Raw genomic sequence first — 12,653 nt, forward strand, 5'->3', positions numbered from 1 at the left:
CACAAGTAAGCAGCAAAATGCAACTTAACAGCGCAGTTGGACATCTGTAAGTAAGCTTTGCATCCACATTTTGGGCGTTTTCCGGTCTTAACCGAATGCTATGTCGGTAAGAAACAAAAGCAAACAATGCAATTTCTTACTTGATCAATAGCTATAGTGATGAGAATCTGGGGTAGCCAAGACCGCGATCGCCTTGATTGAAGGACGAAATCGTTATTTCGTTAAATCGCTAATTCTTGCTTAAACGAAATCTCTCTGTACGATTAAGCGAAAACACGATATAACTAATTCGCTATAGGGCGAAAGGACGAAATTTGATGACCGTATTGGTGGGTGTCATTTCACAGAAAGGGGGAGTGGGTAAAAGTACTCTTGCTCGACTTATTGCCCGTGAATATTCTGCTGCTGGCTGGGATGTAAAAATTGCCGACCTAGATATTTCTCAAGGTACGAGTACGGATTGGAAACAACGCCGCGAATTAAACGGTATCCAGCCGGAGATTGCTGTTGAACCATTCCGCACTGTAGCGCAAGCACTTAAACACGCCTCGGTTTATGACCTCATGGTTATGGACGGGCCACCACATTCCATGCAAGGCACTTTAGAAATTGCCCGTGCAAGTGATTTACTTGTCTTACCCACTGGTTTATCACTGGATGATCTCAAACCGTCTGTACTGTTGGCGCATGAATTGGTAAACGCCAAAATCTCTACGGATAAAATTATTTTTGTTTTATGTCGAGTCGGCGATCGGGAGAATGAAATTGAGGAGGGCAGATCATATATTCATAAAGCTGGATATGTCACAGTGGCTGGTTCAATTCCAGAAAAGACTGCTTACCGTCAGGCAAGTGATAACGGTCGTGCTGTTTCTGAGGTCACGTTTCCTACCTTGAAGCAACGAGCCGAACAAGTAGCCCAAGGAATTATTGATCTGTTAAGTGAGCAAGAGTCCTAATTATGTCAACTAAACCACCTCCACCACCTCGCAAACCAAGCAAAGGTGAACCCCCTAGCATTAAGGAAACAAAAGATAACTTAGAGAAGCCCGATCCAGGTGAAATTTCCAACCTGAATTTTAAAGTACCTGCCGAGTTCAAAAAGGATTTTAAGATTGCGGCTGCTACCTACGGTTGTACCCAAGTCGAGCTATTGCAACGGATCTTCAAATACTGGACAGATAATCATGGCTAGTAAAGATTCGTTCTTTCGCTAAATGACGAAAAGACGATTTCTTGCTTTCTTCTTTTAGCGATTTCTGATTTCATAGTTTTCAACACAAGATATACTGACAAAGCATTAGTGTCAGAAACTAGGCTGAATCGGTTTCACAGGGCAATGGAGGTTTAGCATAACTTTCTGCACCACTGCTCATTTCACGCCGTAGGTGCAAGATATGAGCCAAGCCAGTAATATTAAAAATCTCACAGCAAAGCTAAATGTTCGAGCAAACCTTTAAAAATATTGATGACGTTCTCTGGAAAGAGGCGGGTTGTACTACAGAGTTAGATTACACAGAGCAAACCTCTTGGCTGCTGTTTCTGAAGTATCTGGACGATTTGGAGCAAGAACGGGCACTGGAAGCGGAGTTAGCGGGTAAGTCATATAATTTTATCATTGATGAAGCGCATCGGTGGTCGGCTTGGGCGGCTCCCAAGAAGGCGGATGGCACGGTGGATCACGATCATGCGCTGATTGGGGACGATTTGATTGATTACGTGAACCGTCAGCTATTCCCCTATCTCCAGGGATTTAAGCTGCGGGCTACCAGCCCAGATACGATCGAGTACAAAATTGGTGAGATTTTTAGCGAAATTAAGAATAGGTTTCAAAGTGGCTACAGCTTGCGGGATGCGCTGGAATATATTGATGAGCTACGGTTTCGATCGCAGCAGGAGAAACATGAGCTTTCCCATCTCTATGAAGCCAAAATCAAAAATATGGGGAATGCGGGGCGCAATGGGGGGGAGTATTACACGCCGCGTCCGTTGATTCGCGCCATGATTCAGGTGGTGAAACCGCAAATTGGCGATCGCATTTATGATGGCGCTTGTGGTTCGGCGGGGTTTTTGTGTGAGAGTTACGACTATTTGCGTCAGGGTAATCTCACCACGAAACAGCTTGAGCAACTTCAGACAGCCACTTTTACAGGTAAGGAGAAGAAGAGTCTAGCTTATGTGATTGCGATCATGAATATGATTTTGCACGGCATCGATGCGCCGAACATTATCCACACTAATACGCTCACGGAAAATATCAGCGATATTCAAGACAAGAATCGCTTTGATGTGATTTTAGCTAATCCGCCATTTGGGGGGAAGGAACGTAAGGAAGTACAGCAGAATTTCCCGATTAAGACTGGGGAAACGGCGTTTCTGTTTTTGCAACATTTCATCAAAATTCTGAAGATGGGCGGTAGGGCGGCGGTGGTAATCAAAAATACCTTCCTGTCAAATTCGGATAATGCTTCGCGGGCTTTGCGCCAAGAACTTTTGAGTAGTTGCAATCTGCACACGATTTTGGATTGTCCCAGTGGGACTTTTATCGGGGCGGGGGTAAAAACGGTGGTGCTATTTTTTGATAAAGGAAAGCCTTTCGACTCCGTTCAGGGAACGCCTTTATTTGCTCAGGGAAAACCTTTAACTCAGGGAATGGCTACTCAGAAAATTTGGTATTATCAACTCGTTCCGGGGCGGAATATGGGTAAAACCAATTCTCTGAATGATGAGGACTTGCGCGAGTTTGTGGAGTTACAAGCTAGGTTTGCAGAAACAGAAAAATCTTGGCTGGTGGATATTGCTGATGTAGATCGGGAGACGTTCGATTTGTCGGTGAAGAATCCGAATAAGGCTGAGGAATCGCTGTTACGAGAACCGCAGGAAATTTTGGATGAAATTGCTGCTTTGGATGCAGAGAGTGCAGAGATTTTAGCTGGTATTGGGGGGATGTTGTGAGAGAACATTGGATAGATTCTACTATTGGTGATTTGTGTGAGGTTATTGCAGGACAGTCACCAGCAGGAGAATATTACAATCAAGAGGGTATAGGTCTTCCCTTTTATCAAGGCAAAAAAGAGTTTGGTCAAAAGTTTATAGGAAAGCCTCAAACGTGGACTCGAAAAACTACTAAAGAGGCAGAGTTGGGTGACATACTAATGTCCGTTCGTGCGCCAGTTGGGCCAATTAACTTCGCTACTGAAAAGATTTGTATTGGAAGAGGATTGGCGGCTATAAAAGCAGGAACTAAGATTGATCGTTACTTTCTTTTCTATGGTTTACTATTCAAGCAAGATGAAATAAGAGGTAACGAAGGTGCTGTATTTGCGTCTATAAATAAAAATCAGATTGAGAGTATCAAGTTTTTTTATCCACCACTCCCCGAACAAAAGCAGATTGTGGCGATTTTGGATGAGGCATTTGAGGGGATTGATAGAGCGATCGCAAACGCCGAAAAGAACCTCGCCAACGCCCGCGAACTGTTTGAAAGCTATCTAAACGCCATATTCACCCAGAAAGGCGATGGGTGGGAATGGGTTAGTCTGTCTGAGATAACGACTGATATTACTGATGGAGATCATCAACCTCCGCCTAAATCACAATCTGGTATTCCATTTATTACAATATCGAACATAGATAAACAGAATCGGAAAGTTGATTTCTCTAATACATTTAAGGTTTCACCTGAATATTTTGAAAAACTAAAGAGCAATCGAAAACCGCGTAAAGGTGACTTGCTCTACACAGTTACTGGTTCGTATGGAATTCCAGTTCTCGTTGATCATGATATGAATTTTTGCTTTCAGCGACATATTGGCTTGATAAGACCAAACGATGAAACCAATTCAAAATGTTTGTATTACATATTTTTATCACGTTATCTTTTGAATCAAGCTGATGAATGTGCTACGGGTACTGCACAAAAAACAGTTTCTCTGAGCGGACTCCGACGCTTCTCTGTTCCCAAAATACCTAAAGAAAAACAGGAAATAATTGTTGCTGAACTTGATATTATATCAGAAAAAGTTTCTAGCCTCGAAACCATCTATCGCCAAAAAATCGCCGCCCTCAACGAACTCAAACAATCCATCCTGCAAAAAGCCTTCACTGGCGAACTCACCGCAGACACCGCTAACCAGACAACAAAAGCCGCTAAAGAGGGAATTGCCGCATGAGCAATGACCTGCCTCAACCGAGCGATCGCCTATTTCAGGAAATCAGACAGTTTATTGATGCCGCTAAACAACGCGCCGCCGTTGCCATCAATGCAGAAATTACCCTGTTATATTGGCAAGTTGGTAAACGCATCCAAACCGAAATCCTACAAAATCAACGCGCCGAATATGGCAAACAAATTATTGTTTCTTTATCCCAGCAGCTAACCCAAACTTATGGTAAAGGCTGGAGCGAAAAACAACTACGGCATTGTCTACATTTTGCGGGAACCTTTGCTGATGAGCAGATTGTCTCCACACTGCGGAGAGAATTGAGTTGGACGCATATCAAAACTCTAATGTATATTGATGAACCTCTAAAACGCGACTTTTACATCGAAATTTGCTGTTTAGAGGGTTGGTCATCCCGTCAACTGCAAGAACGCATCAACTCCATGCTATTCGAGCGCACTGCCCTATCCCGCAAACCAGAAGAAACCATTCGCCACGATCTAGAGCAATTGCGCCAAGATCAACAACTATCACCTGATCTGTTGCTAAAAGACCCCTATATTTTAGATTTTCTGGATTTAAGCGATCGCTATCTCGAAAAAGACCTTGAAGATGCCATCCTGCGGGAAATCGAAAAATTCTTACTAGAACTTGGTGCAGGCTTTACTTTTGTCGCCCGTCAAAAACGCCTACAAATCGACAACGACGACTTTTATATCGACCTGCTATTTTATAACCGCAAACTCAAACGCCTCGTCGCCATCGACCTCAAACTCGGTAACTTCCGTCCCGAATACAAAGGCCAAATGGAACTTTACCTGCGCTGGCTGGCCAAATACGAGCAAGAGCCTGATGAACAGCCACCACTGGGAATCATCTTATGTGCAGGTAAAAAACAAGAGCAAATCGAATTGCTAGAGCTAGATAAAAGCGGCATCCATGTCGCCGAATATCTCACCGTATTACCACCTAAAGAGTTGTTACAAGCTAAACTGCAAGAAGCGATCGCCACTGCCCGTCGGAGAATAGTGGACAGTTAATAATGGACAGTGGACAATTGACAAGAAGGCAATCTCAGTAACTGTCAACTGTCAATTGCCCACTGTCAACTATAAAAATGAACGAAGCCGAAACCCGCGCTGAACTAATCGACCCCGCACTCAAAGCCGCCGGCTGGGGCATCACCGAAGGCAGTCGCATCCGCCGCGAAGTTATCGCCCCTGGTCGCTTAGTTGGCAATGGTAAACGCGCCCAATCAGACATCGCCGATTATGTTCTCGTCTATCGCGGTGAAAAACTTGCAGTCATCGAAGCCAAAAAACGCGGATTGCCCGATACCGAAGGCTTAGGACAAGCCAAAAAATACGCCGAAAAATTGCAGACGCGGTTCGCCTACTCCACAAATGGCATCGGACTTTATCAAGTAGATATGCACACAGGTGCAGAAGGCTACGTCAACCAATACCCTACCCCCGACGAACTGTGGGATGTTACCTTCAGCGAAGCCAACGAATGGCGAGATTGCTTTGCTGCCATACCCTTTGAAGATAAAAGCGGCACATGGGAAGCCCGTTATTATCAACATAATGCCATTAAGCACGTCCTAGAAGCGATCTGCCAAGGAAAAGACCGGATTTTGTTAACAATGGCAACTGGCACAGGTAAAACCTTCATCGCCTTCCAACTCGCCTGGAAACTCTTTCAAAGTCGTTGGAGCCTCAGCCGACAACCCACCCGTCGCCCGCGAATTTTGTTTCTAGCAGATCGCAATATCTTAGCCAACCAAGCCTATAACTCTTTCTCTGCCTTCCCCGACGATGCCCTCGTCCGCATCGACCCCGAAGCTATCAAAAAACGGGGTCGAGTCCCCAAAAATGGCAGTATCTTTTTTACCATTTTCCAGACTTTTATGACCGGACGGGACGACGCTGGCAATCCTACACCAAAATTCAGCGACTATCCCCCCGACTTCTTTGACTTCATCATCATTGATGAATGTCACCGAGGTGGAGCCAGTGACGAAAGCACCTGGCGGGGCATTTTGGAATACTTCTCACCAGCAGTACAACTTGGACTCACCGCCACCCCCAAACGTGCCAACAACGCAGACACCTACGCCTACTTTGGTGAGCCAGTCTATACCTATGCCCTCAAAGACGGCATCAACGACGGATTTCTTACTCCCTTTAAAGTCAGGCAAATCGAAACTACTCTAGATGAATATATTTACAGCACCGAAGATGAACTTATAGAAGGTGCAGTAGACGAAGCCAGAACCTACACTGAAACTGACTTCAACCACATCATTGAAATTGCCGAGCGCGAACGTTACCGAGTGCAACTGTTCATGGAAGAAATTGACCAGAATCAAAAAACTCTGGTGTTTTGCGCCAACCAACCCCACGCCCTAGCGGTGCGGGATTTAATCAACCAAATGAAGATTAGCAGTGAACCTAATTACTGTGTTCGCGTCACCGCCGATGATGGAAAACTGGGAGAGCAGCACCTCAGCACTTTCCAAGACAATGAGAAAACTATCCCCACGATTCTCACCACCTCCCAAAAGCTTTCCACTGGGGTTGATGCCCGAAACGTTCGTAATATCGTATTGATGCGCCCCATCAATTCTATGATCGAATTTAAACAAATCATCGGTCGCGGTACGCGACTATTTGATGGTAAAGACTACTTCACCATCTACGATTTCGTTAAAGCTTACGAACATTTCAACGATCCTGAATGGGATGGCGAACCCCAAGAACCTGTTCTCGTCAAAATTACCAGAGGCAGGGAGGAATCAGATAAACACAATGTCTCCACAACAGATAGAGGCAAGAATAGAAACGAAAGTACAGAAGTTCCCCGCCCCAAAACCATCAAAATCAAACTCGCTGACGGCAAAGAACGCACCCTTCAGCACCGGATGTCTACCAGCTTCTGGAGTCCAGATGGTAAACCCATGAACGCCTCTGAATTTGTGGAACGTCTCTTTGGTGAAATTCCCGAACTATTCAAAGATGAAGACGAGCTACGGATAATTTGGAGCCGCCCCGACACCCGCAGAGCTTTATTGGAAGGACTGGCAGAGAAGGGCTACGGGGAGGAACAACTCACGGAGATTAGTCGCCTGATCGATGCCGAGAAAAGCGATTTGTATGATGTGCTGGCTTATATCGCCTATGCCTCTGCACCCATAAGCCGCCGAGAGCGCGTCCTTGCTCACAAGTCCTTAATCTTCTCGCGCTATATCGGCAAACAGCAAGAATTTCTCGACTTTGTACTGGAGCAATACATCAAGGCAGGGGTGGGGGAACTTGATCGCACTAAATTACCTCAACTGTTAGAGTTAAAATATCATGCTGTTCGTGATGCTGTTGAAGAACTAGGGAGCGTTGCGAATATCAGTGAAGTGTTTATCGGGTTTCAGCAGTATTTGTATTCACAGGACATGGCAGCTTAATTGGGCAGTTAACTGTTTTTACAAGGTTTGATAGCGATCGCTTGAAGGTTTTGACGAAACACCATGTTCGACACACCAAGCCCAGATGCAAGTATTACTTAATCCGTCTATACCCGACTTATTCATGGGGGTTTAGCAGTTTGCTGGATCTTGGCAGACTATTTTTTGTATAGACTGGAAACTAGACTAAACTTTTAGACTGAGGTATTGCTGCCCTTCTTTAGTACAGGACGCAAAGAAGGAGCGTTTCATCTCATAAATCTACCCCATAAAGTGTCAATTAGCTCCGACTCAACTCAAGTTACTATCGAAGAGAAACAATGAATATTGAGCAGACTGTCTTAGAAGTTTCAGGAGTAGAAATCACCAAAACTCTCTTAGTAGATTTGCAAAAACTCTCCTCTTACTCTGGAGAACCAGTAGCAGCAGTCTATGCAGATAACCTACTGCGTACTATGCGGTTCATGCGCGATAAATTACCTTTTGACCCCTATACAGAAGTGGTAATGGCGCTCCATGATGCACTTGCATTTCAAAACCGATGGATTGACTATAATGCCAGTCAGTACAAGGGAGTTTATAACTTACTTACATCCATAGTCAATCAAGAGACAATCAACAATTTATCAGTTGAAGACTCTATTTTAACTCTAGAAAACTTAGGCTTTGATAGCCTACCTTTCGGGGTAAAAATTGACGATAGCTTAGATACAGATGAAGACGAGTATTAACACAGAATGGAGGAAAAATCTAGTCCATTAAAAGTGAAAAGATTGAGAACAATTGATAATGGTTTTAGAGATTTTCTACTAGAGCTTTCTTCTTCATTTTCTGAATTTCAAGGAACTCAAAGCCATCTTGCTTCCATAGAAAGCTTTCTTAGAGACAATTTTGGATTAACACGGTTTTTTCGTACTGGTTCCTTAATTTGTTAACTAAGTTTAATAGAATAAAATACAATGCCAAAAACAATTTCACAAGGATTTAATAAGTTAAGAGAAAATCTTGAAATTACTTATTTGCAAGAGACTACAGTATCTACAAGGCAAAACAATGTGAGAGAAGCAGTTGAAAAAGAAATAATTGTACTCAATTCTTTTTTAACTGGTTCATATAAAAGAAGTACAATGATTGCTCCATTATCTGATGCAGATATAGATATTTTTGTTGTCTTGCATCCCCAATATTATTCTAATATTAATAGTCCATCTTATTTATTAGATAAAGTAAAATTTATTCTTAAAAAAACTTATCCTAATACACCTAAAATTAGTAGAAATGGTCAGGCTGTTACTATTAATTTTAGTGAATTCCAGGTAGATGTTGTACCAGCATTCTGCCGTCAAGGAGGCGGATACCTTATTCCGAATTCAGTATTAGTAGAATGGATTTCTACAGATCCAAAAAAACATATCGAAATTTGGAGTGCAGCAAATACATCTCATAATTATAAACTTGTACCTTTGATCAAGATGATTAAAGGCTGGAATAAAAAGCATGGTCGATTATTAAACTCTTTCCATCTAGAAAATCTTGTTATTCAAATTCTTAATAATGTTCAAATTTCAGATTTCCCCTCAGGAGTAAGATATATTTTTGATAAAGCAAGAGAAAGAGTAAAACTTCCAGTTATTGATCCTGCTGGGTATGGAGGAAATATTGCAGCCTACTTAAATAAACAAAATCAAATAGATCATGTAGTTAATAAATTTGAGACTGCATATACAGCAGCTAGACAAGCAGAGATATTAGCAGAGTATGGCAAGATAGAAGAGGCCTACAAACAATGGCGTATTATATTCGATAATTACTTCCCTACATATGGTATATCATAAATTTATATGCTTAATCTTATAAAAAAAGAACAGAATACTCAACGTCAGATTAATCGTATAGCAGCATCTAGTGTACTATATTCTCAAGCTAAATCTTGGCTGTTAGTTCAATTCATATTAGCAGTTCCCATAACAATATTATTTTCTTTCTTAGTTATTTTTATCCCTAATTTTGATGTTTGGGCAGCATTCTATGGAATTTGTGTTTCTATTTTAGATGCAGCAATTATTGATAATTTTCAAAAGTATTTAAGACAACAAGCTGCCAAAATTCAAGAATTATTTGATTGTGATATTTTTCATTTAGAGTGGAATTTTATCAAGGTTGGTAATCGACCAGATGCTGAATCTATTACTAGACTAGCTAAAAGTTTTAAAGATAAAAATTCAAAATCTATTGAGAGTTGGTATCCCCCAATAGTCGAAAATGTTCCGCTATCAATTGCAATAATAATATGTCAAAGGTCAAATTCTTGGTGGGATTTAAGTTTAAGAAAAACATATTTAGTTTGGATTATAACAATTATTTGCTCAATCATCGTTACAGATTTTATAATTGGTATTTCAATAATTAGAACTTTAGATAAGTTTATTTTAGCTAGCCTTGCACCTCTTTCTCCTGCTATTTTATGGGCTGTTCGTGAGTATAGGCAACAAAATGAAGCGATTGAGCAACTAGAAAGATTAAAAGAATTTATTTTAACCCTTTTTGAACAAGCCATTAATCAAACAATCTCTTCCGACAAACTTGAAAGAGAAATAAGGGAAGTTCAAGATGGAATTTATGAAAATAGGTGCAATAATCCAATGATTTTCAATTGGATATATAAACTATTACGTAACAGTCAAGAAGAAGCAATGAATAAAGGTGCTGAGGAGTTAGTTCAGGAAGCTTTACAAGCTTTAAACTCTACCAAATAAAGCCAAGTTAAATTTTTATAAACCTAATGTAATAAAGGGGTTGATGGTGGCTTATAAGGTTAATTTTTAGAACAAAGGGAACACGTACACACCCAGATGTCACAAATCCCCCCAATCAAAATTCAGAAAACGTTGAGCATTCAGCTTGGTACATTTTTCAGTATGTTTAATATCCCGATGCCCTAAAAAATCTGGAATTTCCCTAGTGTTATAGCCCCGATTCACCAAAAGTGGACAAGACCCGCTAAAGTGAAGTAAACCTGACAGGGCGCTCGCGGATTGTGCTTTACCTGATTGCTGCTGTTAGCCATAATCTGGGAACTCCGACCCGAAAACTTTTTTCCACCAATAAATAGCCGTCTTCTGGTCATTTTTAGATTCAGCTATTATTGCATGACTTGCGTGGTTTGCAGCATTTCTAAGGGCTTTGATAATTTTTTGCTTGGTGTCCCAGCTAACATTTGCATCTAATGCTTCACCAAGTCTCTTTGGATCGGGACAGTTACTCATTATGGAGGAACTGCAACACTGGAAGAAGTATTCAAGTGCTGCTGAATAGCTAGTTATTTTGGGGGCATACTGAAAAGTCTGAACTACGAGTGTCTCAAAGTAGTAAGACCATAGACTAGGTTTATGTTTCCTTTCGTTCCAATATTTCAGTAATCGCAGAACGGGCAAAAGTTCGCCTTGATGCTGAGTGTTTACTGATGTAATGCTTTGAGCGTCAATTTTTGGATTAGTTCTAATCCAGTTGCCATATCCATCTGGAATTAAGAAATGAGTTACCTTATCGCGATAATCGTAGATAGGAATTGCTGGTACGATATCAAATTTCCAGGGATGAGACTTGAGATTTAGAGTCACTGCCTGCATTCGTCTATTTTTGTCAGCTTTCTGATAGTTAGTCACATAGGCAAGATGATGCTTTATCCGATTCAAAATCTTGATTGAGTTGACATACCCCTTATTATCTGCAAATGCTTGAAGAGGAGAACGAGCATCTGTAATTTTTACCCGACAAACTGCTGTCATGTTGACTCCATAGCCGGATGCTTTCTGTTGATAAGAAATCTCGACATTAATTCCCTTTCCGTTTAGCAAGAGCAAGATATCGATATCATCTAAGGGGCGAATTTTTGTCTTTCTAGCAAATGAGCCAAACGGAATATAGTTACCCTTAAGTGGTGGGAAATCCGAGTGATTATTGACTAGTTTTTTAACTTGCTCAAACAAGTAGTCACGGCTTGCACGTCCTTTATCTGTGGTTGACGGTTTTAAGTCAACGATCTGGGATTGAAACTTCTTAAATGCAGCTTTTACTGTACTAGCTTTTAGGTCAATCTTAGGCTTACGTCCTAACTTTCTATCAACTTTATGTTCGCTAGGAAATTTATTTTCACAGCTAGTTGGTTTCTCATTAAGTCTAGCTTTCGCAGTGGAAGTTTTAGCTTTTTGGATTCGTTGTACCTTGGTTTTACTGACACTTTTAGCTCCAGTTGAGCTAGCTTTTGCAGTAGAAAAATTAGGCTGTTCAGTCGGTTTTCTGTCAATCTGACTGACTACTTTTTGAGTGCGTTTATTTTTTGTTGAGCTAGATTTACCAGCAGCAACCTTAGCTTTTTTAGTTGGCTGTACCTTTGTCTTACTGTTTGCTTGTTTAGTTGGCTTGACTGTCGTTGAATTGGCTTTTCCGTTTGGACTCTTCACCTTTTTAGTTGCTTGTGTCTTAAGAGCAGGATCGTCGGTCTGTTTGGATCTAGCTCTTGGAGAAGTGGACTTAGCATTATTAGCTTCCTGTATCTTGGGTTCAATGACTGTTTTTTTTGTACGCTCAGTTTTTTTTGAATTAGTGGCAGTACGAGCCTTGGACTTTTGGCTTTCTGCTTTTGTGTTAGATTTACTGACCATTTTTTTTGTAAATGGTGATGCTCTGGATTTTGAAGCCGAAGACGAACATAATAGAGGAAACTGAAGGAGTGGGCTACGAGCGTAACACCACCCCTCCAATAGACCAAAACTAATACCATTACCGAGTTGCGTTCAGTCTCCACACTGGACGCAATTTAGTATTAGTCTTCCTTACGAACACCCTTAAAAGGTTCACCATTCTGCTTTACGTCCATAAACTGTCCGGTTTCAGCATTACGCTTTACCCATTGTTCGGTCACAGGGTTGTAAGTTTGGCTGCGTTTGTCCACAGCACCACGACGATAACCGTTACCTGTATTCTTTGCCATATCTTTATCACCTCCTTAAGACTGATGTAAAACTGCT

General features: G+C 41.5%; 11 protein-coding genes. 9 read left to right on the plus strand and 2 right to left on the minus strand.

Annotation, left to right across the window (positions count from 1 at the left end):
• Positions 1-317 precede the first annotated feature (317 nt).
• The 9 genes from NLP_RS32530 (at position 318) to NLP_RS32570 (ending at position 10,379) form a co-directional block, all read left to right on the plus strand.
• Positions 318-959 carry a ParA family protein gene (locus NLP_RS32530; RefSeq protein ID WP_104910314.1) on the plus strand — a complete coding sequence of 214 codons (642 nt, stop codon included), beginning with the start codon at positions 318-320 and terminating at the stop codon, positions 957-959.
• 2 nt (positions 960-961) lie between these two features.
• Positions 962-1,195 carry a hypothetical protein gene (locus NLP_RS32535; RefSeq protein ID WP_104910315.1) on the plus strand — a complete coding sequence of 78 codons (234 nt, stop codon included), beginning with the start codon at positions 962-964 and terminating at the stop codon, positions 1,193-1,195.
• Positions 1,196-1,440: 245 nt separating this feature from the next.
• Positions 1,441-2,955 (plus strand): class I SAM-dependent DNA methyltransferase, encoded by a 1,515-nt coding sequence (locus NLP_RS32540; RefSeq protein ID WP_104910316.1) that lies wholly within the window; start codon positions 1,441-1,443, stop codon positions 2,953-2,955.
• Entirely contained in the window at positions 2,952-4,172 is a 1,221-nt protein-coding gene (locus NLP_RS32545; protein WP_104910317.1) for a restriction endonuclease subunit S, read from the plus strand. The genes NLP_RS32540 and NLP_RS32545 overlap by 4 nt, the downstream gene beginning before the upstream one ends.
• On the plus strand, positions 4,169-5,203 hold the full coding sequence (locus tag NLP_RS32550) for a PDDEXK nuclease domain-containing protein (RefSeq protein ID WP_104910318.1): 1,035 nt from the start codon (positions 4,169-4,171) through the stop codon (positions 5,201-5,203). The genes NLP_RS32545 and NLP_RS32550 overlap by 4 nt, the downstream gene beginning before the upstream one ends.
• A 77-nt stretch (positions 5,204-5,280) precedes the next feature.
• Entirely contained in the window at positions 5,281-7,623 is a 2,343-nt protein-coding gene (gene hsdR, locus NLP_RS32555) for an EcoAI/FtnUII family type I restriction enzme subunit R (RefSeq protein WP_104910319.1), read from the plus strand.
• A 320-nt stretch (positions 7,624-7,943) separates the two neighbouring features.
• Positions 7,944-8,354 carry a hypothetical protein gene (locus tag NLP_RS32560; protein WP_104910320.1) on the plus strand — a complete coding sequence of 137 codons (411 nt, stop codon included), beginning with the start codon at positions 7,944-7,946 and terminating at the stop codon, positions 8,352-8,354.
• Positions 8,355-8,582: 228 nt separating this feature from the next.
• Positions 8,583-9,458, plus strand: coding sequence for a CBASS oligonucleotide cyclase (locus NLP_RS32565; protein WP_104910321.1), 876 nt, complete (start codon positions 8,583-8,585; stop codon positions 9,456-9,458).
• Between the two features lie 6 nt (positions 9,459-9,464).
• Positions 9,465-10,379, plus strand: a complete 915-nt coding sequence (locus NLP_RS32570; protein ID WP_104910322.1) for an S-4TM family putative pore-forming effector — start codon at positions 9,465-9,467, stop codon at positions 10,377-10,379.
• A 303-nt stretch (positions 10,380-10,682) separates the two neighbouring features.
• On the opposite strand, the gene NLP_RS35425 is transcribed toward NLP_RS32570, so the two are convergent.
• Both NLP_RS35425 and NLP_RS34470 read right to left on the minus strand, forming a co-directional pair.
• A complete protein-coding gene (locus NLP_RS35425; RefSeq protein ID WP_234017418.1) occupies positions 10,683-12,287 on the minus strand; it encodes a hypothetical protein in 1,605 nt (534 codons plus the stop codon).
• A 161-nt stretch (positions 12,288-12,448) separates the two neighbouring features.
• Entirely contained in the window at positions 12,449-12,616 is a 168-nt protein-coding gene (locus NLP_RS34470) for a hypothetical protein (protein ID WP_199784910.1), read from the minus strand.
• Between the last annotated feature and the right edge of the window lie 37 nt (positions 12,617-12,653).

Origin of the sequence: Nostoc sp. 'Lobaria pulmonaria (5183) cyanobiont' (assembly GCF_002949795.1) — a bacterium.
Lineage (GTDB): Bacteria > Cyanobacteriota > Cyanobacteriia > Cyanobacteriales > Nostocaceae > Nostoc.

Coding starts and splice junctions, on each gene's coding strand:
- NLP_RS32530 (WP_104910314.1), top strand. CDS start 318: ATGACCGTATTGGTGGGTGTCATTTCACAGAAAGGGGGAGTGGGTAAA.
- NLP_RS32535 (WP_104910315.1), top strand. CDS start 962: ATGTCAACTAAACCACCTCCACCACCTCGCAAACCAAGCAAAGGTGAA.
- NLP_RS32540 (WP_104910316.1), top strand. CDS start 1,441: ATGTTCGAGCAAACCTTTAAAAATATTGATGACGTTCTCTGGAAAGAG.
- NLP_RS32550 (WP_104910318.1), top strand. CDS start 4,169: ATGAGCAATGACCTGCCTCAACCGAGCGATCGCCTATTTCAGGAAATC.
- hsdR (WP_104910319.1), top strand. CDS start 5,281: ATGAACGAAGCCGAAACCCGCGCTGAACTAATCGACCCCGCACTCAAA.
- NLP_RS32560 (WP_104910320.1), top strand. CDS start 7,944: ATGAATATTGAGCAGACTGTCTTAGAAGTTTCAGGAGTAGAAATCACC.
- NLP_RS32565 (WP_104910321.1), top strand. CDS start 8,583: ATGCCAAAAACAATTTCACAAGGATTTAATAAGTTAAGAGAAAATCTT.
- NLP_RS32570 (WP_104910322.1), top strand. CDS start 9,465: ATGCTTAATCTTATAAAAAAAGAACAGAATACTCAACGTCAGATTAAT.
- NLP_RS35425 (WP_234017418.1), bottom strand. CDS start 12,287: ATGGTCAGTAAATCTAACACAAAAGCAGAAAGCCAAAAGTCCAAGGCT.
- NLP_RS34470 (WP_199784910.1), bottom strand. CDS start 12,616: ATGGCAAAGAATACAGGTAACGGTTATCGTCGTGGTGCTGTGGACAAA.